Annotated in this window: 28 protein-coding genes and 1 tRNA gene; 8 read left to right on the top strand and 21 right to left on the bottom strand. The window is 44.3% G+C overall.

What is annotated here, in order from left to right; all coding sequences use genetic code 11:
- Positions 1-77: 77 nt before the first annotated feature.
- The 3 genes from DOM22_RS05700 (at position 78) to DOM22_RS05690 (ending at position 2732) form a co-directional block, all read left to right on the top strand.
- On the top strand, positions 78-890 hold the full coding sequence (locus tag DOM22_RS05700) for a M48 family metalloprotease (RefSeq protein ID WP_142699446.1): 813 nt from the start codon (positions 78-80) through the stop codon (positions 888-890).
- A gap of 46 nt (positions 891-936) precedes the next feature.
- On the top strand, positions 937-1185 hold the full coding sequence (locus DOM22_RS05695) for a DUF1844 domain-containing protein (RefSeq protein ID WP_142699445.1): 249 nt from the start codon (positions 937-939) through the stop codon (positions 1183-1185).
- 107 nt (positions 1186-1292) lie between these two features.
- Positions 1293-2732 (top strand): trypsin-like peptidase domain-containing protein, encoded by a 1440-nt coding sequence (locus DOM22_RS05690; RefSeq protein WP_142699444.1) that lies wholly within the window; start codon positions 1293-1295, stop codon positions 2730-2732.
- Between the two features lie 66 nt (positions 2733-2798).
- Here the strand turns inward: DOM22_RS05690 and DOM22_RS05685 are convergent, their stop codons facing one another.
- Both DOM22_RS05685 and DOM22_RS20145 read right to left on the bottom strand, forming a co-directional pair.
- On the bottom strand, positions 2799-3647 hold the full coding sequence (locus DOM22_RS05685; protein WP_142699443.1) for a DUF4010 domain-containing protein: 849 nt from the start codon (positions 3645-3647) through the stop codon (positions 2799-2801).
- A 28-nt stretch (positions 3648-3675) separates the two neighbouring features.
- Entirely contained in the window at positions 3676-3921 is a 246-nt protein-coding gene (locus DOM22_RS20145; protein ID WP_142699442.1) for a helix-turn-helix domain-containing protein, read from the bottom strand.
- A gap of 128 nt (positions 3922-4049) precedes the next feature.
- Here DOM22_RS20145 and DOM22_RS05675 point away from each other — a divergent pair, with 128 nt between their 5' ends.
- Positions 4050-5546 (top strand): methyl-accepting chemotaxis protein, encoded by a 1497-nt coding sequence (locus DOM22_RS05675; protein ID WP_246845858.1) that lies wholly within the window; start codon positions 4050-4052, stop codon positions 5544-5546.
- 86 nt (positions 5547-5632) lie between these two features.
- On the opposite strand, the gene DOM22_RS05670 is transcribed toward DOM22_RS05675, so the two are convergent.
- A complete protein-coding gene (locus DOM22_RS05670; RefSeq protein WP_142699441.1) occupies positions 5633-6046 on the bottom strand; it encodes a hypothetical protein in 414 nt (137 codons plus the stop codon).
- Between the two features lie 357 nt (positions 6047-6403).
- On the opposite strand from DOM22_RS05670, the gene spoVG reads away from it, so the two are divergent.
- Positions 6404-6730 carry a septation regulator SpoVG gene (spoVG, locus tag DOM22_RS05665; RefSeq protein WP_142699440.1) on the top strand — a complete coding sequence of 109 codons (327 nt, stop codon included), beginning with the start codon at positions 6404-6406 and terminating at the stop codon, positions 6728-6730.
- Between the two features lie 247 nt (positions 6731-6977).
- Positions 6978-7053: transfer RNA gene (locus DOM22_RS05660), tRNA-Gln, on the top strand.
- On the opposite strand, the gene DOM22_RS05655 is transcribed toward DOM22_RS05660, so the two are convergent.
- From DOM22_RS05655 to DOM22_RS05575, 17 genes are all read right to left on the bottom strand, one after another.
- Complete coding sequence (locus DOM22_RS05655) at positions 7020-8783, bottom strand: recombinase family protein (protein ID WP_168196578.1); 1764 nt, start codon at positions 8781-8783, stop codon at positions 7020-7022. The two genes, DOM22_RS05660 and DOM22_RS05655, sit on opposite strands and share 34 nt — an antisense overlap.
- On the bottom strand, positions 8767-8967 hold the full coding sequence (locus tag DOM22_RS05650) for a hypothetical protein (RefSeq protein ID WP_142699438.1): 201 nt from the start codon (positions 8965-8967) through the stop codon (positions 8767-8769). Before DOM22_RS05650 ends, DOM22_RS05655 begins: the two co-directional genes overlap by 17 nt.
- Positions 8964-9203, bottom strand: a complete 240-nt coding sequence (locus tag DOM22_RS20230; RefSeq protein WP_142699437.1) for a DNA-binding transcriptional regulator — start codon at positions 9201-9203, stop codon at positions 8964-8966. The genes DOM22_RS05650 and DOM22_RS20230 overlap by 4 nt, the downstream gene beginning before the upstream one ends.
- Complete coding sequence (locus DOM22_RS05640) at positions 9200-9586, bottom strand: hypothetical protein (protein ID WP_142699436.1); 387 nt, start codon at positions 9584-9586, stop codon at positions 9200-9202. The genes DOM22_RS20230 and DOM22_RS05640 overlap by 4 nt, the downstream gene beginning before the upstream one ends.
- Positions 9587-9981: 395 nt before the next feature.
- Positions 9982-10752: a hypothetical protein gene (locus tag DOM22_RS05635; protein ID WP_142699435.1), complete on the bottom strand. Its 771-nt coding sequence runs from the start codon at positions 10750-10752 to the stop codon at positions 9982-9984.
- The gene (locus DOM22_RS05630; protein WP_142699434.1) at positions 10742-11041 is read right to left on the bottom strand and encodes a hypothetical protein; all 300 of its coding nucleotides are present in this window, start codon (positions 11039-11041) and stop codon (positions 10742-10744) included. Before DOM22_RS05630 ends, DOM22_RS05635 begins: the two co-directional genes overlap by 11 nt.
- Before the next feature lie 11 nt (positions 11042-11052).
- On the bottom strand, positions 11053-12639 hold the full coding sequence (locus DOM22_RS05625) for a type IV secretory system conjugative DNA transfer family protein (RefSeq protein ID WP_168196576.1): 1587 nt from the start codon (positions 12637-12639) through the stop codon (positions 11053-11055).
- Positions 12632-13537: a TrbI/VirB10 family protein gene (locus DOM22_RS05620; protein ID WP_142699432.1), complete on the bottom strand. Its 906-nt coding sequence runs from the start codon at positions 13535-13537 to the stop codon at positions 12632-12634. The genes DOM22_RS05625 and DOM22_RS05620 overlap by 8 nt, the downstream gene beginning before the upstream one ends.
- Complete coding sequence (locus DOM22_RS05615; protein ID WP_142699431.1) at positions 13528-14229, bottom strand: TrbG/VirB9 family P-type conjugative transfer protein; 702 nt, start codon at positions 14227-14229, stop codon at positions 13528-13530. The genes DOM22_RS05620 and DOM22_RS05615 overlap by 10 nt, the downstream gene beginning before the upstream one ends.
- The gene (locus DOM22_RS05610) at positions 14226-14813 is read right to left on the bottom strand and encodes a TraE/TraK family type IV conjugative transfer system protein (RefSeq protein WP_142699430.1); all 588 of its coding nucleotides are present in this window, start codon (positions 14811-14813) and stop codon (positions 14226-14228) included. The genes DOM22_RS05615 and DOM22_RS05610 overlap by 4 nt, the downstream gene beginning before the upstream one ends.
- Before the next feature lie 17 nt (positions 14814-14830).
- Positions 14831-15658 (bottom strand): hypothetical protein, encoded by an 828-nt coding sequence (locus tag DOM22_RS05605; protein ID WP_142699429.1) that lies wholly within the window; start codon positions 15656-15658, stop codon positions 14831-14833.
- An 8-nt stretch (positions 15659-15666) separates the two neighbouring features.
- Entirely contained in the window at positions 15667-16344 is a 678-nt protein-coding gene (locus DOM22_RS05600; protein ID WP_210415690.1) for a hypothetical protein, read from the bottom strand.
- Positions 16345-16367: 23 nt separating this feature from the next.
- Complete coding sequence (locus tag DOM22_RS05595; protein ID WP_168196573.1) at positions 16368-18833, bottom strand: TraC family protein; 2466 nt, start codon at positions 18831-18833, stop codon at positions 16368-16370.
- A complete protein-coding gene (locus DOM22_RS05590) occupies positions 18826-19152 on the bottom strand; it encodes a hypothetical protein (RefSeq protein WP_142699426.1) in 327 nt (108 codons plus the stop codon). Before DOM22_RS05590 ends, DOM22_RS05595 begins: the two co-directional genes overlap by 8 nt.
- 2 nt (positions 19153-19154) lie before the next feature.
- Positions 19155-19436, bottom strand: coding sequence for a TrbC/VirB2 family protein (locus tag DOM22_RS05585; RefSeq protein ID WP_210415689.1), 282 nt, complete (start codon positions 19434-19436; stop codon positions 19155-19157).
- Positions 19437-19455: 19 nt separating this feature from the next.
- On the bottom strand, positions 19456-19854 hold the full coding sequence (locus DOM22_RS05580; RefSeq protein WP_088616678.1) for a hypothetical protein: 399 nt from the start codon (positions 19852-19854) through the stop codon (positions 19456-19458).
- Between the two features lie 13 nt (positions 19855-19867).
- The gene (locus DOM22_RS05575) at positions 19868-20134 is read right to left on the bottom strand and encodes a hypothetical protein (protein ID WP_142699424.1); all 267 of its coding nucleotides are present in this window, start codon (positions 20132-20134) and stop codon (positions 19868-19870) included.
- 542 nt (positions 20135-20676) lie between these two features.
- Here DOM22_RS05575 and DOM22_RS05570 point away from each other — a divergent pair.
- Positions 20677-21450 carry a hypothetical protein gene (locus tag DOM22_RS05570; RefSeq protein ID WP_142699423.1) on the top strand — a complete coding sequence of 258 codons (774 nt, stop codon included), beginning with the start codon at positions 20677-20679 and terminating at the stop codon, positions 21448-21450.
- Entirely contained in the window at positions 21450-21731 is a 282-nt protein-coding gene (locus tag DOM22_RS05565) for a hypothetical protein (RefSeq protein ID WP_142699422.1), read from the top strand. Before DOM22_RS05570 ends, DOM22_RS05565 begins: the two co-directional genes overlap by 1 nt.
- Positions 21732-21838: 107 nt before the next feature.
- Here the strand turns inward: DOM22_RS05565 and cueR are convergent, their stop codons facing one another.
- Positions 21839-22225 (bottom strand): Cu(I)-responsive transcriptional regulator, encoded by a 387-nt coding sequence (cueR, locus tag DOM22_RS05560; protein ID WP_142699421.1) that lies wholly within the window; start codon positions 22223-22225, stop codon positions 21839-21841.
- Positions 22226-22299 lie beyond the last annotated feature (74 nt).

Raw genomic sequence — 22299 nt, 5'->3', positions numbered from 1 at the left:
CCTTTAGTTTGGACGGGCATGGCGTTACACCAATTGTACGCGTTGAAAAAAACCCGGTTCAATGGGACAAAATCAGTATGACGAATACGAACACGAAAGTTTGGGTTTTCATTCTATCCACATCCTTAGCGCTCCTGATTTTGGGCTACCAATTCGGCGAACGTTTGGGATTGATCATCGGTTTTTTATTAGCCCTGCTTTTAAATTTCATCGTGTTCTTTTATGGTGAAAACCGTGTTCTTTTCAAACTTCGCGCTCAACGTGTAAAAGGCCAGGATGCCTGGGGCGTTCTGGATATGGTGGAGCGCATGTCTCACCAACTGGGCATGCCGGCACCGGCAGTATTTATGACTCCGCACTCTTCCGTGAATGCATTTTGTGTGGGTCATTCCTGGAAAAATGGTTCTTTGGGTTTCACACTGGGTCTTTTGCAAAAGTTAAGTGCCAAGGAGCTTGAAGCAGTTGTAGCCCATCAACTTTGTCACATTCGTCGCTTGGATACTTTTGCCTTCAGCGTCAGCTCGACACTTGCAAACTCCGTTGTGGGCTTGGGACAATTCTTAGATTCATTCCTCCCCTACCGTTTGCAATTCTTCATGCCGCTGTTGTCGCCGATTGGTTGGTTGATTATCAAAGCGGTCGTGGGTGAAAAGTCCTTTTTTGAAAATGACCTCATGGCGTCTGAATTATTAAATAATCGCCATCCTTTGGGAGAAGTTTTGTGGAGACTTGAGGGTCTTGCACAAACTCAACCTTTAGAGATCCCAGCTTGCACCAGCCATTTGTTTATTGTGAATCCCGAGGGTTTTAAGCAAAAGAATTTGTTTTTAAAATCCCATCCGTCGATTGAAACCCGCCTGCAAAAGCTCATGGGTTACTATCCGATCTAACCTTGACATTAAATTTTGTGAACTCATGTTCACTTAAGGGTGTTTTATGCAAGAAAAAATGGAAGCTTCATTATCAGTTCTTATTATGTCCCTGGCCTCTTCTGCCGTCATGGCTATGGGTTTGGCCCCGGATCCACAAACGGGCCAGACTTCTAAAGATAAAAATATGGCTCGATTTAACATCGATCTTTTGGTGGTGCTGCAGCAAAAAACCAAAGGGAACCTAAGTTCTGACGAGGCGCAATTTTTAGATAACCTAATTAACGATCTACAAATGAAGTTTGTTTCAATTTAAAAAAATAAATGCCTAACGCTCAGAATTGACCAGCGACTTAGACTGGCTGAGGTTGGGCATTTCAGTTAGAGTGATAGTTGTTCCGAAACTGTTAGGAGAAAAGTGTTATGAAGAAGTTTTTATTCCTTCTAGTCGCGACCTCCCTGGTGGCAGGTCCCCAATCTCAGGCTCAATCCACAAGCCTTCCCAAAGATCCCCCGAAAATGAATCTGACCGCCCCACTTCCTGCAAATCTTTTTGTGGAATTGGCGAAAGCGATCAATCCTGCAGTCGTGAATATTTCAACGACCGCGATTCCTAAGAACATGCCCCGCGGCGGACGTGATCCAATGTTGGATATGTTAGAGCAACTGTATGGCCTGCGCATGCAACAACCCCAGCAACAACAAAAACCACAAATGATGGGCCTGGGAACTGGGTTCATTATTCGTGAAGACGGTTTGATCGTAACGAACAATCACGTGATCGCAGGTGCTGACCAAATCAAAGTTCAACTGAGCGAAGATTCCAAAGACCTTTACGAAGCAACTTTGATCGGTAGTGACGAGCGCACGGATATCGCTTTGATCAAAATCAAACCAAAAACAAAACTAGCTGTGGCAGTTCTGGGATCATCTAAAGATCTAGAAGTTGGTGAATGGGTTGCCGCTTTCGGTAATCCATTTGGTCACGGTCACTCGATGTCTAAAGGGATTGTTTCCTCAAAAGGTCGCGGCATTGCCGAGATCAATAAGATCCCTCTGATTCAAACAGATGCTTCAATCAACCCTGGTAACTCTGGTGGTCCCCTGGTGAATACCAAAGGCATGGTGGTTGGTGTGAACTCGGCGATCGATGCCCGCGCACAAGGTATCGGTTTTGCGATTCCCATCGACGAAGTGAAAGCTTTGATCCCGCAACTTGAATCCAAAGGTCGCATCGCTCGCGGTTGGATTGGCGCCGCCTTGGGTGATCTGGATCCAGAAGCAGCCGAGTACCTGGGCATGGGCGAGCAAAGTGGTGCGGTGATCACGCAGCTTGATCCACGCGGTCCAGCGACTCGTGCAGGTCTTAGAATTTACGATATCGTGACAGAGTTTAATGGTCGCACGATCGATAGTTCATTAAGCTTGGTGGATGCTGTCAGCGACTCTTCGATTGGCAAACCGACTCAGGCGAAAATTATTCGCGACAGAAAACCCATGACAGTTTCCGTTGTAGTGGGCGAGCGCCCTGACGACAAGGCGAAATTTAAGAAAACCGATGTAAAGAAATACGATGGCCAGAAAGCACCCTTTAACGTGGGCTTTACGATCATCGACCCTACCCCTGCGATCCGCACAGAATGGGGTCTACCAGACGATATGAAGCAACCAATCGTCATTGAGACCACTCGCAACTCGGCAGCAAGCAAAGCCGGCCTGGCGGTAGGAGACGTAATCTTGGATGTGAACAAGCAATCCGTCTCAAATTCAAAAGATGTTTTGAAAAATTTGAAAAAAGGCAGCAACACTTTACGTATTGCTCGCAATTCCAGAATTCAAATCATCAACATGGATACTCCCTAATCCAGAATCCTTCGTAGTATCCTGACAGATCCCCGGCTCCTAAACCGGGGATTTTTTTTATACTTCTCAAAATGCAAGCGCCGCTGAAGCAAACAACCAGGCGACGATTAAAGATAAACACAGCCAGCCCGTGTATTTGATAATTCGTTTCTTAAAGGACCGACTTCCCATCACAATCACGATCGTCATTTTTGCGATATAAGAAGCTAAAATTCCCAAGGCAAATAAATTCCCCGTTGTCGCGGCCGTAACAGTGCCATTTTGTAAAAGCTGCGTATTACCAATGATGGAACCGTGAAGCTCAAACAAACAGGTCAAAAATGTTAAATAGTACTGCCCCACTTCTCCCAGATAAGTCTGCAGCACTTTTGAAAAAACAAGAAACAACATGATAATAAGGCCCAGAGAAAGTACAGATTTCACACTTAAAGTCGGAATGGAATCAGGTTTAAACTGAATCTTTTGAATAGAACGCGCTCGCCACACGACCAGCCACAGGCTCACCACAATCGGCCCAAGAAAGACCCCTTGCAATCTCCAATTGAGCTGATCAGAGCCAATCATAGATAGAACAGCGGCTAAAGCAACCGTTCCCAAAAGAGCACTTAAGTAAGTCAGACTCAGCAGCCGCGCTTCATCTTCGGAACAGTCCTGGCTTTGATTAGAAAGGGAAACCGCCAAGGCGGTGCTGGAAATTAATCCACCCAAAAAACCCAACAACAGGCCGGCATGGTGCCCGCGCAAAAAACTCATCAGTAAGGAACTAAAAACTTGAAGCGCCGTCAGTGCTAATAAAATTCTGATAAGACTATAGGGATTAAATAGACCCCAGGGATCCACCGTGCGGTGAGGAACCACAAAAGATGCTGCTAAGAGCACCGCGATCACTATCAAATAGGGCAACCACTTTTTCATTTAGCCTGAACTCAACTTCGTACTATTTCTATTTTAATAAATCCAACGGGTCCATGTCCAACTGACGTGCAAGTGCCGTGATAGTACTCATACGCACATCTTCGACTTTTCCATTTTCAATTTCAAATACGGTGGAGGTTGCCATCTGTGCCATCGAAGCTAGACTTTGCATAGTAAACCCTAGCCTAGTCCGTTCCCTGTGCAGATTTTTTGACAAATTCTTCACCAGCTTGCCCAACTCTTTGTCTTTAATCCCTTTAACAACACGTCCCATGTATATTGGTTATATACTTTTATCCAGCCTGATCCATAAGTTTAAATCAGTACGGATATATCCTTAACGAAATATAATAATCGACCGATACTCCTCTGACTTGGATTTCAAAACACCGGAGAAAACAAATGCAACAGTTGAGCCTGAAGACTAAATTATTATTGCTAACGACCGCTTTGATTGGGGTCAGTATCGCAGTGGGAGTGACCAGTTATATCTCTCTCACTCGGGTGAGTACTGAGTACAACTGGATCGCCACACGTACCATGCCTAAAATGGAACAATTGGATCAGATGTTTCTGAACTATCGTAAAATTAGAATCAACCTCACTGTTTTGGGGCTTGATGGTTTGCCAAAGGACCAAGCAGAGCAAAGTGTAAATGCAGTCCTCTCTGGTATTCAGGATTATGAAAAATCGAATACGGCCTACACCGACTTGGGATTTATTGAGGGACAAAAAGATCGCTACGAAAAGCTGCAGTCCTCATGGATCGAATTCAAAGATCTAAGCGAAGAGCTCTTAAAGCTCTACAAATCGGGAACTCCCGCAGATCATGCTAAAATGATGACGATGCTCTTTGAGGAAGCTCCCAAAAAAGCCGAGGTCTATACCATCGCTGTGAACACCCTTGCCGATTTCCACAGATTGGCCTCAGACAAAAAGGTCCAATCAGCGATTTCGATTCGTGATTCTTCCAATACTCTGATTATGGTGATCGTTATTGGCGGGACCTTATTTGGTTCGATTTTTGGTTTTCTTTTCTCGAGTGCACTGGCCACAACTTTGAATCGCATCAGCGACGATATCTATGGGGCTGCAGCACAAACAGCTTCGGGGGGCACTCAACTTGCTTCTGCCAGCGTGCAGTTATCAACGGGTGCAACGGAAGCTGCAGCTTCACTGGAAGAAACAGTCGCGTCCATCGAAGAGCTTTCCAGTATGGTGAAACTCAACACGTCCCATGCCCAGGAAGCCAATCAATTATCGCAGTCATCCCGAGACTCGGCCGAAAAAGGTGCCAATGAAATTGAGCAGCTGATCACCGCGATGAATGCGATTGCCGAAGGTTCAAAAAAGATCGAAGAAATCATTCATGTGATCGATGATATCGCTTTTCAAACAAACCTGCTGGCATTGAATGCTGCGGTCGAGGCGGCCCGTGCCGGAGAACAAGGTAAAGGCTTTGCCGTCGTGGCCGAAGCAGTTCGCGCATTAGCACAAAAAAGTGCCGAGTCTGCGAAAGGCATCAACTCTCTTATTAAAGACAACGTGGAAAAAAGCGAAAGAGGTGCAGTTATTGCTGGCAACAGTGGCGCCGTCCTGAAGCAAATTCTGACCTCCGTTAAAAAAGTTGCCGACTTAAACGGCGAGATCTCTGCCGGCAGCCACGAGCAATCCACAGGATTAGAGCAAATAACCAAGGCGATGAATCAGTTGGACCAAGCGACTCAAGGAAATGCGGCTTCATCAGAAGAAGTGGCCGCTTCGTCCGAGGAAATGTCAGCGCAAGCGAACACTTTAAGTTCACTGGTTGGAGAACTCAGATTATTGGTCCACGGCGCAAATAAGGTCGCGACTAAAAAAGAGCACCACGCCGCCCAGCAACTGCGCGAAGCTGCTTAAAGAAATAGGGTTAACAGAGTTAGGTAAAAAAAATCCCCTGCTCTTCACAGGGGATTTTTTCATTTAAAATTGCTTGGATCGGAAAACTAAAAAGGTGCGCAGACGTAAGAAGCTGCAGACCCATCAAAGTATTTCCAAGTCATGTTGCCACCATTTTGGAAGACTCCCAGATCCATGTTAAATTTGATCCCCATTCGACCGCCCTTAACGGCGCCATCTTCAAACAGGCGAACATCGTCGAACTGAACCGTGTTCGCTGGCTCGCGACCCGTTTGTGTTGCGATCACTTCGCGCGGGTCGTTTTCGATATAGAACTTAAGAAGCAATTGGCTGATGCCTTGGGAGTTTGTGTAGATAGAAACGATGTTTGGCAAAGAGCCGTCGTTTGTCGTCGTTTGCATGCAGCTTGCGGCGAAAGTCCACTCCTCAGATCCAGCGGCATGTGACACTGAAGTCAGGGCGGAAACCAAAACGAACATAAAACCCAAAAGTGTTTTCATAGAGTCCTCTTCAAACAAATATTTAATTAAATAAGGACCGATTGTTTCCCATGCCCCCCAACCCGTGTCACGTTACCGCAAGTCATATGAAGTTCTTGCCAGTTGCCCGAACTGCACGCGGATTTGGCCTCAACAACACCTCACCCCAGCGCCCTGCATCCCGACGAAGATGCCCTTGGTTCAAAATCTTGTAAGTGGTGAAGCGTTTCAGATTGGGACAGAATTTATTAAGAGATCAGAATTTAGAACTTTCCTCGACCTAGGTCTTTAGATTTTCTCAGCGACGTCCGAAATAGAGATCGGACCATAGTATGGCTCCATTGGTAGCAACACGATAGGCACCTAGAAAGGGACTCTATGAAAGTCACCGAAGTGAAAGTATTCCCGGTCAATGAGGATCGCCTCAAGGCCTACGTCTCCATCACCCTTGATGGATGTTTCGTAGTCCGCGATCTGAAAGTCATTCAAGGCACCAGCGGCCTCTTCGTCGCGATGCCCTCTAAAAAAAGAAAAGACGGCCAATTCCGCGATATCGCCCATCCTTTGAATCAGGAAACGCGTGCGATGATCGAGGACATGGTTTTTGAAGCTTACGAAAACGAATTAAAGTCCATGGGAGAAACCTTGGTTAACCTGAAACGCCAGAAGGCGCCAGGCAGCGACTACGGTAGCGACGACTACTAGAGGTTCAAAGTATCCTGCTCACGCCAAGTATCAGGTCATTTGTGGAGGCTTGATACCTGAGGCGGCTTTGAAACCCAAGGACAGTTTTGCCCGCTCTTACAGCAAATACCTGTAGTAGCGGGCTTTTTATATGGGTAAATGCTTAATCCGCGATGGAATTCTTAAGCTATCGCTTAATTCGCAGCGCGTCACTGATTGCAATCTTCACGCAATATCCGTAGTTTAGCGGTTCAGCCGTTCAGCTTGTTGGGGTATCGTCAAGTTGGTAAGACAACAGATTTTGATTCTGTCATTCGCAGGTTCGAGTCCTGCTACCCCATCCATTTCCATCATTAAGCAATAATTCAAACGACGGAGTAAAATCAGGCCCGGTGGCCCTAAGAGGCACTGATGGCGAACTGTCGTTATTCATAACTTTGCGCTTAAAGCTCAACAACTTGCCATATTCATAAGACAAAGAGTCATCTTCCGTCTGATTTGGATTTCCAATATCGACGTTGAATGATGTTTCAAGTCCGCGATCAGTTAGAATTAATTCCTTCAAAACCTTCCTCAATAGACGTCTTTTCAAGAATGCATTTGCTTTGGGAAATCCCTTCTTAAAGTCTGCAACTCTATTCTTAATGGCATTCATAACACTGTCAGTGTCAACGACCGTACCTTCTTGATCTTTAAGTTTAGCCAACAAAGTCCCAAGCTGTTTCTTTTTCTGCCCCAGCTCTTCAAGATGTTGAACTGCCAACGAAGCTGCCTCATCCCCCAGAGACGTCTTCATTTGCAATTTGAATGTCGCCTTAATTTCTATTTCGACTTCAGAAAGCGCATTTTTAACATTTCCAATTTGTTCGGAATAGCTTGCCGGAGTCATATTAACTGCCGATTTCAAATTCTCTTCGATCCCACTCATATAGCCCGCGCGAGAGACTACATTCGTTAAATAAGATATGACCACATCTTCGATCTCATCAGCGCGAATTCTCTTTAGGCTACAACTTGATTCAGATCCGCGCTTGTAAGAATGGGAGTAATATCGGTGTACAGCCTTTTCACCATGCGCAGATTGTCCACTTAAAGTCCTACCACACTCTCCGCAGCGAAGAATTCCTGACAGCAGGAATACACGTCTTTCAGCCTCTTCCATTTTTCGGCGCTCCAAAAGAGCGTTTTGCTGCAGAACCTCTTGAACTTGATCAAATACTGCCTTCTCGATGATCCCATCCCATGAAGCTTTAACGACTTGGTAGTGCTGCCACGGCTTTAGTGTCTCGGGGTCCGCTCCTTTATTCTTCTTATTTACTTCTTTCAGTCCCACATAAGCAGGATTAGTGAGAATATCGCGAACCGCTGAGTAGTTCCAACGTGGAGAAATCGAAACACGCTCAACATTCTTAGATGAACGAGGCAGAATTTTTAATGATTCAATTATTGGAAGCGTTTTACCAATGGTACCTTCTTCGAGGAAGATCTCGAAAATCTTTCTGATCTTTTTTGCGTCCATGTCATTGATAACAAGTACACCTGACTTATCTGGATGACGTGAAAAGCCAAGAACTGGTCTTGCTCCATTGACGAACCCTCTCATGGCACGCGAGTTACAATTAATCGCAACTCTCTCGGACGTTTGCTCTCGCTCAAACTGAGCCATATTGACAACCATATTGATCATCAATCGTCCTGCTGGAGTCGTCGTATCAAATTGTTCCTTCATTGAAAGGTAACTCGCATTGTGGTTTTCTAGCTCTCTCAACAGCACGCTAAAGTCATGGACACTTCTTGATAAGCGAGAGATATCGGCCACGAGAATCAAATTGATTTTACCTGAACGAACATCCGCCATCATTTTTTGATATTGTGGACGACGGTCTGTTCCGGCAGAAAGACCTTCATCGACATAGAACTCGACGATTTCTCCCCAGGACTTTTGATCTCTATTTCGAGCATTTACAAACTCAAGCATTCTGTACTTCTGAGTATCCAATGATCCTTCAAATACCTGCACCTGACGATCCGTTGAAACTCGAATGTAGGCACCAATGTTAAGCTGCTTCTTCATATTCATCATCCTTTTGCGAAGGTCGTCCCCTTTTATTTGCAATTAAAATTACTTTAGCAATCATGTCTTTGACTTCCTTAGCCCGCTTCTCAAATTCAATCGAAGGCTCTGGCTGGGGTTTCAAAATGATCCTCAATGGCACAGGTAATTTGTAACTGGGGATTTCTTTGCGACCTCTCTTCAATTATCGCTTCTTTGCAGGGCGACGTGCTTCTTCAAAAGCTCAACGAGTCGCTCAGATTCTTTTCTTGGTAAACTCGCCAAAACTTCCATCACAGCCGACATCAAATTATTTGGACGGCGACCACCGGCCTCGTACCTACTAATAACTGTTTTGTCGGCCACTCCAAGAATGAGGGCTGTATCAGCCTGTGTTAGGTTCAACCCTAAACGAATTTCTCGAAATCTGTCTGGACTCAAGTTGCATCTCCGCTTTCTTCATGTTGACCATTGGTCAACTTACTAGTCAAGCCTCTCTTTGTCTTCTTTGCACCACCAAGACTTATATTGGCCTGCCCCATTAATGCCAACTTCAATTCTTCTGGGACTGAACCACTTTGCTTTGCTTTCTTCAGAATATTCTCCAACAACGCAATTTCATTGAAAAACTCAGACCTGATCTGCTGCACATCACCTTCAACACATGTCTCATTGAATCGTGTCAAAACCCAACTTGCCACATCTTGTCTTGTTACTCTTCCCGCATCAAACCCCTCATTAACACGGGCCACAATTTGACTGACTGCCTCTTCGGCTTGCTTGGTAATAGTGATCTTCGTAACTAATTCTTCTTTCTCTTCCATTTATTTTCCTCCCTGTATTCAAAATCGGGATGCGCCGCCTGTAGCATCCATCATTCGCAGAATCTGAAATTATATGAGGTAGGTAGCCTAACTGTCTAAAGTCGAAGCCCATCAATGACCAAATCTAAAACTGCATTTTTTAATCTCAACTGCACTTCAGCTACCTGCCTCTTATAATTTCAAGTGTTTGTGTTTTGTATCTATCTAAATATTTTCTATCTATCTTTCATATCTTCTTCCTCCCACCTCCATCCCCCGTTTCGTGACCCCTTTCTCTCGTAGGGAGGGAGGGGTCACGAACCGCAGGAGGGGGATGGAGGTGGGAGGAAGTCCCCTGTTTCTCTTCAAACTCCGAATACTTACCCGCATTTCAGCAGCCCGAGTTTTCTTGAAAATCAACCGGAAACATTCCGGTGATTTTCCGGCGTTCTCTTCACTGATGCTGCCAGAGAATTGAAGAACTTCTTCAGAGTGGTTTTCCTCCCTGCAATCCGAAGTTCACAATCCAATTGCCGCTGAGAGAAATTATCCAAATCAAAAAATCCGATCTCTTGGTTCGCCAAGTTCAATCCACCGGTTTTAAATTCTTCCGAAATCACTGTTTCGATTTTCTCGTCTGCCACTCCGAAAAGAACCAAGTCTACGCTTCGTGCTCTTTGATAGGCTCGCCTCATGGTTTTATACCGTGCTTGCGATTTTCTTGTCCGCTCGATCTCGAGAGCGCAACGAATGAAGTTGCTACCCCCCGTTACATCAAAAAGTAAGTCTGGCAGTTTGGAGATAATTCCATCACCCAATCCTTTAACAGCAATAACTCGATCTGATTTTAGTTCAGCCTCAGACCAGCTTTGCCTCAACATCTGTTCATTCTTGAGGTGAAGATAAAACCGCATAACAATCTCATCATGTAGCAAATAGGTTGGAACAATCTGACCGATAGAATCCTGCCCCATTCTTTGCTTCCCCTTTGAACTCAATGAAAGGAAATCAGGAACTCCCGATCCGTTCGAATAAGCTGTAAATAAAGGTGAGTTCTTAAGCTCACTCCAATTCTGATAGCGGACCGACTTTCCTTCTGAGCAGCAGAAATCCCAGAAGACTCCTTTTGAAATGAAGCCAAACTTCTTCGAAAGAAGTAAAGCTTCTTCAATCGAACTACTTCTCACTATTCAAAACTCCAGAACCAATCGGGACCAAAGCAAAATGTCCCAGCTCCAAAACACCATTGTGAAAATTAGTCTCCACCCACTGATAGCTCCACTTCATGTCAGAAGATTTAAAATCTAAAGACTTTGGCAACTCCAACTCTGAACCTATTACCACCTGCCTAACTCGAATCGAACAACCTCTGGCTGAGTCATAGACCGCACCAAATCCGTCCTTGCTATTGGCACAGGTCGGTTTACTCACGCAGCCCATCGTTGCTAATACAAAAAACAAAATTAGTAATCTCAATTGGCCTCCTTTCAGCTTGCCTCCAATATTGAAGATCTATTTTGGGAACCTTTAAGTTCAATGAACTCCACTTTCGCCTTCGCAATCCGAGGAAGCTTTTGTGCTTTTAAATCGGGTTGCATTTGAAACTTCAGACGTTCTGTAAATGCTCCATCATTAAATGGAACGACAATAACTCCGTCCCCCGTTCCAAGTTCTTTTTTGAACGTGTTCGGGTGATAAATGAACTCTTCGACATCACGTACTGACCCATCCCCAGTCCTCTCATTTCCAAACAATCCTTTCTTAGCTCTCTCAGTCATCTTCGTTCCCTCTTTGGTCCCGATGAGTCTTGAGAAATATTCCGCAGTTTCGGGCTCATTGGTTCGCATGAATACTTTCAGGTTTGAATTCGTCTGGATCGTGTTCTTCACCTCCTCACCAAGTGCGCCGAGGTCCCCCTGAGCCTGATGCGCAAAAGTGATTCCGACATTGGCACTTCTAGATTTGTTCAGAAGACTGACAAAACTCGGAATCAGGTACTCGGTGAAGTCATCCAGATAGACTCCGAAAAATGGAAAGCTCTTATCTTCATCCAAATGCCGACTTGATACCGAACTTTGGATACATTGAAGTATTAACTTGGCTGTTGCCTTTCCAAGCGTCGGAGTCTTCAAAACGGGCAATTGGAAATAGACGATAAGCCCTTCACGCATTACATGCTCTATGTCGATCTGTGGCATGTCAGAGTTAAAGAGAATCGCCGTATCTCCCGAAGTGAAATGCCCCAACTGATTAACTAGGCCACTTGTTCTTTTTTCCCGATCTTCTTTTGATAGAGCAACAAAGCGATCCGCCCAGGCCGTTAAACCTGGGTCGTCCGTCGAATTCGCCAAAGACATAAGAACTGATGGATTCGTAATTGCCTGAATCAATTTATTGAAAGTCGGAATGACACCAGCCCGCTCAAACAAGTATAGAGTTTGCTTCAAGACCTCGTACTGAAGATTTTTGTAATATTCATCTTCAAAGGAGAAGGCAGCAAAGATCCGCTCAGTCACTTCATCAGCCGATCCACCTTTCAGCGGATTAATACTCGAGCTTGTTTCCGGGTTTACTAGCGATAACATCCTGAAGTCTTTGGATCGCTTGTACTTCACAGCATAGGCATATAATTTGTCCAACAAGCCCTTATCAGATTTCCCATCAATCAAAATAAGTCCTCGGCCATTCTTAATGTCATCAATTGCCCAGGGCAAAATCACCGACTCTGTTTTTCCCGCATTTGTCGTTCCGACAATCTGCGTGTGCATTCGTCTTGCCGTCAGTGGAATGTAGACTGGATTCTGATCTACCGATGTCCCAAGGAAAATACTATCCTTTGCAGTTACTCGATTAAGGCGAGTTTTGATTTCCTTCGCCTTCGACCTTTCTGCAAACTCAGTTCTAAACTTTGCGAAAAATAACATGACCACAAACGATATGACTGAGGCAGTCATATATCGGTGTCTAACAATGGCACTCAGTATTTGTGGCGCCAAATTATGAAACGCCAGTACAACAAACAGAACAATCAACATAACGATCCCGAATAGCTCTTTGCTATCGTTATTATTCAATTGACGATCCTGACTGTAGATCCATTGCCTCGGACAATTGAGCATCACATTCAGAGTTCGGCTGAAGCTCAATCCACTCACGCTCTGCTTTTAGGTTCTCTCCATAAGATTGAGCCTTACCTCTGGCAGTTTCAGCTACAGCAGTCAGAACCCCATTTCCGATGCCGCCCTGAGATCTACCAAAAATATCTGTCTGTACACTCCCAGCCGCAAGCCCTCCCACGAAAGATGTAATTACTTGCCCCGCTGTATTTTTAGCTCCATCAGAATAGACTCTCCCTTGTAGTCCGGCCTGGCCATCTTTTCCGAGTGCTCTGGCATTGATGGGCTTCAACTGTCCATTTAAGAGAGCGATTTGTTTAAATTGGATTAAGGCCCGATCACTTCCCTTCATAAAAGTGGCCTCTCCATAGAACTTCGTCCCTGCTTGAAGCTTTAAGCCAGATTCCGTCTCACTATCCATAAGAAGCTCTGCAAGAACTGGAACTGATTCTTGCGACACGACGACCTTATCTAAAATCCGCAGAGGCAATCTCACTCCAGGATGAAGTCTCGATTTCGCATTTCCTCCCGATCCAATGATCATTGCCGTATTATAGTCAATTTGTCTGCTGTCGCCTCCTGCTCCAAAGCTTTCTCTCTTTGGGGCTGACCAGAGTTGTTTCGAATCAAATTTGGCCTGGGTATTTCGGGAGCTTTCAATTCCCGGTTCGATTGATGGCTCGATCTTCTCAGAGAACTCTACCGGGAGCTCGTTAGGCATTAACAAAACGACTACTACAAATACCGCCAAACCCACAATCCCCAACCACTTGAATGAAGACAGTTTCAATTCAATCTTTGAACTAAAGCTACCCTTCCGGACGAATATCCCCTTTAGCTTAGCCATTAATTCCATAGGGCCTCTTTTGGAATCTCAATTTTGAGGCTCTTAGAAGGACTTTGAAGTTCCAATATGACAGGTTGATTCTTGAGATCGGCCTTTCTAATTGAAATGCCAATCATAGCTCGTTGGTCTTTTCGCAACTCCTTGCGCGAAAGAAAAAGACTTTGCATTGGCTTCGAGTCCTTTCCTTGCCAAATCCAAAAGTTTCCCGGCATTAGAGTTTGTGAAGTCTTCGCGGTTACCTCAGCATCCAAAAGCACGAAGCCGTCTGATGTAGTGGAGGTCCTCAAAAGCTTCAATGACAGGTCAGGAGTTGAGGCAGTCTTCCCATTGCTTATCCAACGTAGGATCATCCCAGAGTCTCTGTTCTTGATATATACAACGTAGTTAGCCAAGTTTTGAGGAACCACGGCAAGACGAAGTATGTACCTACGAGATTTCGTAAATAGGTACAAATTCGTCTTTGCGCTTCCACGCAACGGCTTAATCGTTACAGCTTGATCTAAATATTCGATGCGATACGCCGATAGGTCTCCCGAAATAGCAGACTGAACAGTTTCAGGCATTTGCACGATAGTTGCGATGCCAAGAGCAGTTTTGATATCAACAATTTCATCAGTCTTTGGTGTCAAAGTTTTGATGTTTGCGAACGAATGACACGTCAGGAAAATAGCCGCCACATGAATTAGGATAGCAACCCTCAACGGATTTCTCCTTCAGTTTCCTTACGAATATAAATCCCCCAAGGATTCAGACTTGTTCGTTCTCCCGACGAAAAATCAAAAACTACCTTCAGTTTTGTTGCCGCACTCAAACTGTCAAATTCGGTAATTCGGTCGGCCAATACGGTGACTTTCATCAGCTTCAAGTCGACTTTGACATCGCTCGGATAGACTCGTTGATTCACCTTCTTCTCTTTAACAAACTTTTGAACATCCACCATTGCCTTTTGAAATGAAGGAATTAGGCTCGGATCAATAAAGACCTCTGCTTTCTTCATCTGAAAAGCAACAGTGTCTGGAGTCCATTTGTAGCGATATGAAAGATACTCTTCAATTGCGGAAGCAATCTGCGCATCTGTAATCTTCAACTCGAGCTTAGCAATAGCCCCAGTCGCATCAAGTGCAATTACCTCGGGGCCTCTCTTGACGAAATATACAATCAGTCCTGACATGACGAAGAGAATTGCCAACAGCGCCGCCGAGAGAACTTTAAGATCGAAGTTCTCCCGTGCAAACTCTTGCACAATCTTCGGATAGTTTTTAATAATCAGTGATTTAGTTTCCATAATTTCTACCTCCTTTTTTATTTCTTAGATGAAAAGTATTTAAAGCTGTTTGAGAGAACCTCCCTCGATGTAGTCGAAACCTTGATAGCCCGAGTTGGAATTGCGATCATGGCGGCCGCAGCAGCAGTGCCCATTGTCGAAGCTGCACTTTGCAAGCCCTCACCAACAATTGATTTTACGAGCATCGGCGTACAGAGCAGACCAATTGCAATGACAAAATTAAGAACCGTCAGAGTGATATACGATCCTTCAGTCTTATAGATATTTCCGACCGACAAGGCCGCAAGCATAGCCGACTGCACGGCCCATATAATTTTCCAAGAGGCGACTTCGATTAATCCACGATACAGTCCCTTCGTGATTCCCGCAGTTGCAGGGAATAAGTAACAAAGGATCAGAATCGGTGAGAGAACCGAAAGCATCACCCAAAAAAAGTAATACAGAGCAATCGTCAAATATCTGGCGACGTAAAGGATCACGTAACTAGCAAAACTCAAAACCGCGATAAACAGATCGTTAAACTTCAGTAGGAGTACACTCTGTGCACCCGCATAGCTTCTCGATTTCTCCTCCGCCATCTTCATGAAAGCATCTAATCCAGCCATTGAATCAATCTTTCCCGCCAGCCCATCACAAATATCCAGAATCCAGCCTGAAACCTCTGGAAATGAAACAAGTAGAAGTGTCGCTATCAATGCTCTTCGAACTATATCCATATAATCAGGGCTTCCACCTTTTACGAAGCTGATGCAAACAGACAGCAATATCGCAACTGGCAGTGCTATATAGAAGAGATTCGCAAGCATGTGATGCAAATCCCGAATCAAAGAACCAAGTACATCCATATTGGGCATCACTGACCACCACCTTGAAGACGTGGCAGAGTAGTTTCCATCGGAAGTTTCTTGAGGCCATCAGACAGGTCTCGATAGTTTTCTTGAAACCCTTTCGTCTGAATCTTCTCTCTGCGATTTTCCATAGCCATGTTTTGAGCAAGAAGCTTTAACATCTGGCTTTGAGTGCGCAGGAGTTGCGTCGTCACGCCAATCAACACTCCCAGAGCCTGATTCTGAAGTTTTCCTGCGCCTTGAGGGCTAACAACTTGTGAATGATATAGTATCCGATCACGCTCTCGATCAACTTCATCGGCATAGTCATAAAGCCTTCTATTCATGGAGATAGTCTCGGCAACACTCTGATCCTGCGAAGTCATGAGATCCTGGTCCATTCCGCGAGGGACTTCCCCATAGACCTCTTGTATCGCACGCAACACCGAATCTGAGTTGTTCAAGTCACCATAGACTCCAGGATTGAATTTCGGATTGATAATTCGAATGACATCAAGGCCGGATCGTACTCCAGAGTTCAAATCCCTCATTAAATTCAAAGTATCCTGCCCATTTGAAAGGATGGACTTCAACTGAATAACCGTTTGAATGGTTTGAACCAAGATTTGTGTTAGGACGACAACATCCCCACCAAAAAGATCGGCCCGCGCAGACATTGGTGCCAGCAGCATCATAGACGACACTAGCAACGCAAAAACCCTCTTCCTCACGCAGCCACCTTCGTCGCCGGTGAATCAACTCCGAAAGGTGCATCTTTCGCAGCTTTCAGAATTGCTTCTTCAAGCGACACGCCACTATCTATAATTCCTTGCAGGTAGCAGTTGTCAGAAGCATCACTCGTTGAAATCCAGTATTCCACTGGTGATGGTTGGATTCGCAGCACTTGCCTTGAGTCTCCATTCATCACAAAAACATCGCTAAAGGCGCCTTTCCTACGATCTAAACTTTCAATTAATCGAACCTCTTGAGAGTTTAAGCGCAGGGCTTCTTTCAATATCTTTGTGTCACCTTGTTGCTGAAGAATCATCTTCGTCGCCGTGTTATTCAAGATCGCCGAACCAATCGCACTTTCTACGATTTCTTCAACTCCCTGAGTAATAAACGTGATTCCTGAGCCAGTCTTCCTGAGAGCTCTCGCTGCATACTCCATGAACGTACTCGCAGCTTTGCTCTGAAGGAATGACCAAGCCTCATCAAGCAGAACCCGCTTCGGTACGTCCTTATTCAATTCCACCTGATCCAAAATGAATCCAGTGAGAATCAAAGTTACGACCGACTGAAGATCAGGATACTGCGCAAGCCCCTTCAAATCGAATGCAACGACAGGACTATCAGCATTGATCTGCCCCTGACAATCAATGAGCTTGCCGTAGGCACTGTTTCCAATCCAAGGATACAAGAGCTTTCCAACACGCTTAAGAGTCTCTTCCTTGGACTTCTCACAGTGTCTGGCGAAGTCAGAAATCTGTGGCGATCTCTGAGGAGTCTTAGTACGAATATCCTCGAATACAGCCGCCAATGCCTCCTCAATCAAGACCCGATCAAAACGCAGAAGCTTCTCCCCTTCATCTACGATCATTTGCTCTATGATATTAACTAGAGCCTTAATACGTTCCGAAGAAACTTTGTCTCCAGGGTTCTGAAGCTGAAAGGGATTAAGAGCGTACTCAGCAGTCAAATTGATTTCAAAGTATTGACCCTTCATAATATTCGTTAGCTTTTTATAACTTCCACCAACGTCAATAACGAAAAGCTTTACTCCTCGAGCTATTTGCTGAAGCATGAAAAAATTGTTGGTAAAACTCTTTCCCGCGCCGCTAGAACCGGTCACTAACGAGTTGTAGTTATTTAGTTTAGAATCATACGAATCTAGCGCATAAAGAGAACCCGACCGCGTATGAGTCAGCACCAATGGTCGGTCATCCCCAACATCACTGCCATACAGGGGAAGAAAGTCAGCCAAGTTGTTTGACTTCATCTTTTTGCCACGAACAAGCTCCATTGGGCTTCCCATAAGCTCACTCGAGAATATCTTCCAGGCTCCAACAGTTTCTTGAATTCCCTCTGCTCCACTGAGCTTCCTGAAGCAAGACAGGATTTCTTTGCTGCGAAGATTAATTCTTTTGTTCCCCTGGGCGGTGTTTTCCTCACGAAGTATTAATAGCAGTTCACCGACAAACACTCTTTGACCAGTATCAATAATCTCCCTAATCAAATCAGTAGTCTGCGCAAGACGCGACTCCCCTTCCAAATCACTCACGCGACCATGGTTATTCGTAGTAAGCGAGTGAGCCATACGCCGCTTCTGCTCCAAGCCTTTCATCTCAGATGCCTGATCTGGAATATAGAAAGAAAAGATCATTTCATATTTGAATGCTACATTTGCAAAGAGGCTCATCATCCCCGCAAATGTTGATTCCGGGAGAGTTTTGAGCGACAAAACTCTTGTAACAGTTCGATCTAAAACAAAGTCCTCTTGATTAAGTATCAAATCGCCGAAGACCAATTGATTTCTCGGGGACTCGTTCTCCAGCGACTCGGGTCTTGCCGCAATTGTCGGAGCATCAATTTCTTGCGCCCTTTTTGGATTTAAGTGTTTGTATGCAAGTGAAATCATTTGTTCACGAAATAGAACTTTGCTCTGGAAGCCCGCTGAACCCAAAATTGATTGAGCATTCTGCAAAGCCTGCATTAAGCTTTGAATCGCTGACGAAATGTCATTTCCGTACGTCACAGCAAACTTCTTTGTTTTCTTCAGTGAGAGTGTAGATGGCTTTTCCGGCGACTCGGTTTTCAGGAAAAAATACACCCTCGGGCGATAAACTTCCTCTCGCTGAACTTGGCCACTTAACTCACTAATGCGATCATCATCCAAAGCCTTTAAGAACTCATTATCCGTAATTCTTAGATTCGAGTGTCTCTCCAGAACATCACCGAATTCAGTCTCTACCTTTACACAAACTTGGGCCGTCATCTTCTCCGGCAAAGAATTAACCAACGTCCTTAGATTCAAAGTGATTTGATTAATGGCAGGAGCATCAAGACAGCCAATATCTTTTGGAACGATTTCGATTCCACTTGATAGCGATCCATCCCAAAGTAAAAGATGAGGGTTTGAACCAGATTCAAACTCCCAATATGGAAGCGACTCACATAAAGCGCTGCTACTCATTGAATTCCCCCTTCTTGATACGATAGGTTTCATCGGTCGCATTCGCCGAGCGTACAGTTGGAGCAAGCAAATGCTCAAAATAGTGTTGAATATGGTTTTCAGGCTTTCCTTTCTTAAAAAAGAAAAGCATAAGCCCAATAACAGCACTCGTTCCAAAGACCATTGGAATCTTGACCGGAGTGCTCCCGAAAATCAGATTTTGAATCGAAAGATTCAGAAGCAGAATCAGCACATCAGACAATTCAAATCCCATAATTTTGCTTTTTGTTTCGAGGGTTCGCGGCACATTTGAAGTAAGTAATTCATCGTTATTACTCATAGCTACCTGACCGTTTGGGAAATCATGTCTGCAATAGACTGGGCCCCAAATCCAATGGCAGTTCCTATGATCGCATAGATAATATGCTTCTTAGCGTTCTCGTGGCCGGTAATAAAGGAAAGGCCGGCAAGAGCAATTCCAATTACGGAAAGAACAGGCAGGATTACCCTCGTAAGTTTTGTCTGAACTCCCATGAGCGAGGATTCAACACTTGCTTGCGCAACAATAGGAATCATCAAGATGCTCAACATGAGAAGTAAGATAACTAAAGCTACTTTCGCCAAGTCGATTTTCTTGAAGCTCCTAGCTTGCAGCATAAAACTCCTCTGCTTGCTTCTCATCAGGGAAAAGACACAGAAAAACCTCTTCAGACAAAAGATTGAACTTCATCCTGATATGCAATCCGACGAAATCCCCTTTCCCAATGCATTGCCAAGAAGCCTTCTTCTCTTTCAATTGCGATTCAAATTCTTCCAAAGACAAGATTTTGTAAGCCGTGGATTTATCGTTAGAAGGAGAAAGGAAATATTGTTCATTCGGGAACATCCAAAGCTTAATTCGGAATGTTTTGGAGCCCGGCTTTAGATAAGCAACGCCTACTTGCTCGTACTCGATGAGTTCATCATCTGGCCCCATAGTTCCCCGACAGAGGGCAAATTTATCGAGCTTCTTTAAAGGAATAACGTTCTGATTAAAAGTCACTGATACCTCCTCTTTATGCCGCCATTGGATATTCTAATGGTTCAAAATCTTCTTCCAATCCGTTGGCAGGATAAAAATTCCCCCAGCCGCACTTGGAACAAGTAAGAAGTCCTGCTTCAAAATCTGTTGGGAAGTTGCACTCAGGACAAAAATCCAACTCTTCATTTTCTTCATCATCGCCCTCGAGTTTGTTGATCTCGAACTTCTTCGTCCAAAGCATTTGCTTGAACTTCTTCCTCTTCACTTTGACTTCTCGTTTGTCCTTGAAAGTCCGCGACATTAATATTTCCCATCCCAGTAGATTTGATCTTTGTGTTTATTAATTACTTTTTTGCTCTCCATTTTCTCCCACTCCTCTCTCGTCATATCTTTTTGGATTGCAAAAAGACCTGTGACGAAATTCCCCGATTTTTTAAAACTCTCCAGCAACCGCATGAACGATCTCTTCTCAATCACGCGACTCGATTGATGATCAGTATTTGATTTTTTATTTTTCTTAACCTCCTTAGTGTTTGCGGATCTCAGGCAATACAGTGCCGTTGCTGAAAAATCTCATTTTCAACATCCATTCGATCAGTTCAGTTTTTGGAACTGGCGCGGAATGCGCCTGCCTTGTGAGCCTAGTGGTATGGACATTTCAGCCTTAAATAAACCAAGAACTTCGGGAGATTAAAGATACGTCGCCGCGACGATTAAGCGGAGCGTAAAGATTCCGCCATAAGCAAATAAACAGATTTTTGATGGAAATCCGTCGTCACGACGACGAATTCTATTGATATGTGTCATCGGAAGGGCTATTTCGACACTATTCCTGGGGGTTATTTGGATCGTACGAACTTGGTAACTGAAGTTAAGGGTCAGATCGACACTTGGCTATCAGCAAAAGAGAGTCGTAGTGTTACTGCTTTAGCGCGTGCCGCTGGAGTTAGTGAGTCGTGCGTGCGCAGACTGTGCAACGACGACCGTTCGCCACTTCCAGATAATATGCTTAAGATTCTGATGGCTGTTTCACAAAAGTCTTCTATTGAAGATTTGAAGACACATTTTGAATCTTCAAATGGCATTCAAAGATTTCTACTTCACAACTATTCGTTCCTTGAAAAAGCAACGTACATTGATAGCTGCACTCCTTTGCTCGAAAAAGAAAAGAGCATTGATGAGTATCTGCCTTTTGTTGTTTACTTGATGTCTGCGAATCGTACTAGAATTCACAAAAATGAAATCACTCGCTTGCTTGGATTGATGGGAGAAATGGCACTTGATTCACTCGTGTCAGACGGCTTCCTGAAAATTGAAGCCGATGGTATCATTACGGCTCTAGTAACAGATGTTCGTCCATCCAAAGAGCTCATCAGAAAGCATCTTCCAGATCTAACGAAGATGTTTTTCAAACTTGATCACGATTTCAATGGCTTCGCCCTAATGTCAGAATCTGTAAGTAAAAAAGGATATGGCCTAGCTATGGATGTCTACGAGAAATTCCTTGCAGACATGGGGGAGGTCATCCAAAATAATCCAGGTGAAGTTCCATTGATCGTAAGCGGTTTCATGGACACTTTAACAATTGAGCCATACTTCAGAAAGGAGCAGAACTAATGAATAAACTAATGATTTTTGCATTACTTTTGCTTCCTATTAGTACAATTGCTGGCGTTGGTGGCGGTGGTGTTGGACCTCGTCCGACAAATATGATGGCGATAGATATCGTGAAAACTCTTGCAATGAACGATGAGTCCGTTACGTTTCTCTACAAGGCATACGATGAAAATTCAACAATGTCTCAAACAATTCCAATATCTGAAGTAGAACCAGAATACTTAAATGCTCTTACGAGTTCCCGAAAATCTAAATCTTGGGTAAGCGTTACCAAAAAATAAATTTGTATAGATTAATTAACGTACGGGATAGGCAAATATCTTTAGAGTTTCTGCAGCTCATCCCCGAATACGAATACTTCAGGTAGTCATATTCAGTCCCAACCAACCTACTTCTCAAGATCCTCAATGATGGGGCAGTCTGGACGATGATCCCCGTGGCAAGTTCTAGCAAGATGCTTCAAGGTATCAACCATTCCCTGAAGTTCGCTAATTTTCTCTTCTAACTCTTTTACATGAGCAACAGCCAGGGCCTTAACTTCGGAACTCGCGCGCGATCGATTCCGCCATAGGCTGATCAGTTTTTTGATTTCCTTCATGGAGAACCCCAAACTACGACCTCTTTTAATAAACTTCAAAATATGTACATCTGTCTCGCCATATTTTCTATACCCAGACTCGGATCTTGCTGCTTTTGGAATTAGTCCTATAGACTCATAGTGCCGAATCAGTTTGGCATTTACTCCAGATGATTTAGAAAGTTCACCGATATTCATAAAGCCTCTTTTCAATCTTACTATAAACCTTCCAATGAATGGAAGGAAAGAAAACTATCCTTAAAAACTTAGAG

The sequence above is a fragment of the Bdellovibrio sp. ZAP7 genome (assembly GCF_006874645.1).
Classification (GTDB): Bacteria; Bdellovibrionota; Bdellovibrionia; order Bdellovibrionales; family Bdellovibrionaceae; genus Bdellovibrio.
The sequence above is the reverse complement of the archived record's forward strand: the minus strand, read 5'-3'. Positions and strand labels throughout refer to the sequence as shown.

What these genes read in the sequence shown, in the direction of transcription:
- DOM22_RS05670 (WP_142699441.1), bottom strand. Translation starts at nt 6,046, where the DNA reads ATGAAAACACTTTTGGGTTTTATGTTCGTTTTGGTTTCCGCCCTGACT.
- DOM22_RS20145 (WP_142699442.1), bottom strand. Translation starts at nt 3,921, where the DNA reads ATGGGACGTGTTGTTAAAGGGATTAAAGACAAAGAGTTGGGCAAGCTG.
- DOM22_RS05605 (WP_142699429.1), bottom strand. Translation starts at nt 15,658, where the DNA reads ATGGATGTACTTGGTTCTTTGATTCGGGATTTGCATCACATGCTTGCG.
- DOM22_RS05685 (WP_142699443.1), bottom strand. Translation starts at nt 3,647, where the DNA reads ATGAAAAAGTGGTTGCCCTATTTGATAGTGATCGCGGTGCTCTTAGCA.
- DOM22_RS05675 (WP_246845858.1), top strand. Translation starts at nt 4,050, where the DNA reads ATGCAACAGTTGAGCCTGAAGACTAAATTATTATTGCTAACGACCGCT.
- DOM22_RS05690 (WP_142699444.1), top strand. Translation starts at nt 1,293, where the DNA reads ATGAAGAAGTTTTTATTCCTTCTAGTCGCGACCTCCCTGGTGGCAGGT.
- DOM22_RS05565 (WP_142699422.1), top strand. Translation starts at nt 21,450, where the DNA reads ATGAATAAACTAATGATTTTTGCATTACTTTTGCTTCCTATTAGTACA.
- DOM22_RS05620 (WP_142699432.1), bottom strand. Translation starts at nt 13,537, where the DNA reads ATGGAATTAATGGCTAAGCTAAAGGGGATATTCGTCCGGAAGGGTAGC.
- DOM22_RS05655 (WP_168196578.1), bottom strand. Translation starts at nt 8,783, where the DNA reads ATGAAGAAGCAGCTTAACATTGGTGCCTACATTCGAGTTTCAACGGAT.
- DOM22_RS05695 (WP_142699445.1), top strand. Translation starts at nt 937, where the DNA reads ATGCAAGAAAAAATGGAAGCTTCATTATCAGTTCTTATTATGTCCCTG.
- spoVG (WP_142699440.1), top strand. Translation starts at nt 6,404, where the DNA reads ATGAAAGTCACCGAAGTGAAAGTATTCCCGGTCAATGAGGATCGCCTC.
- DOM22_RS05640 (WP_142699436.1), bottom strand. Translation starts at nt 9,586, where the DNA reads ATGGAAGAGAAAGAAGAATTAGTTACGAAGATCACTATTACCAAGCAA.
- DOM22_RS05610 (WP_142699430.1), bottom strand. Translation starts at nt 14,813, where the DNA reads ATGGAAACTAAATCACTGATTATTAAAAACTATCCGAAGATTGTGCAA.
- DOM22_RS05575 (WP_142699424.1), bottom strand. Translation starts at nt 20,134, where the DNA reads ATGTCGCGGACTTTCAAGGACAAACGAGAAGTCAAAGTGAAGAGGAAG.
- DOM22_RS05590 (WP_142699426.1), bottom strand. Translation starts at nt 19,152, where the DNA reads ATGAGTAATAACGATGAATTACTTACTTCAAATGTGCCGCGAACCCTC.
- DOM22_RS05595 (WP_168196573.1), bottom strand. Translation starts at nt 18,833, where the DNA reads ATGAGTAGCAGCGCTTTATGTGAGTCGCTTCCATATTGGGAGTTTGAA.
- DOM22_RS05700 (WP_142699446.1), top strand. Translation starts at nt 78, where the DNA reads ATGACGAATACGAACACGAAAGTTTGGGTTTTCATTCTATCCACATCC.
- cueR (WP_142699421.1), bottom strand. Translation starts at nt 22,225, where the DNA reads ATGAATATCGGTGAACTTTCTAAATCATCTGGAGTAAATGCCAAACTG.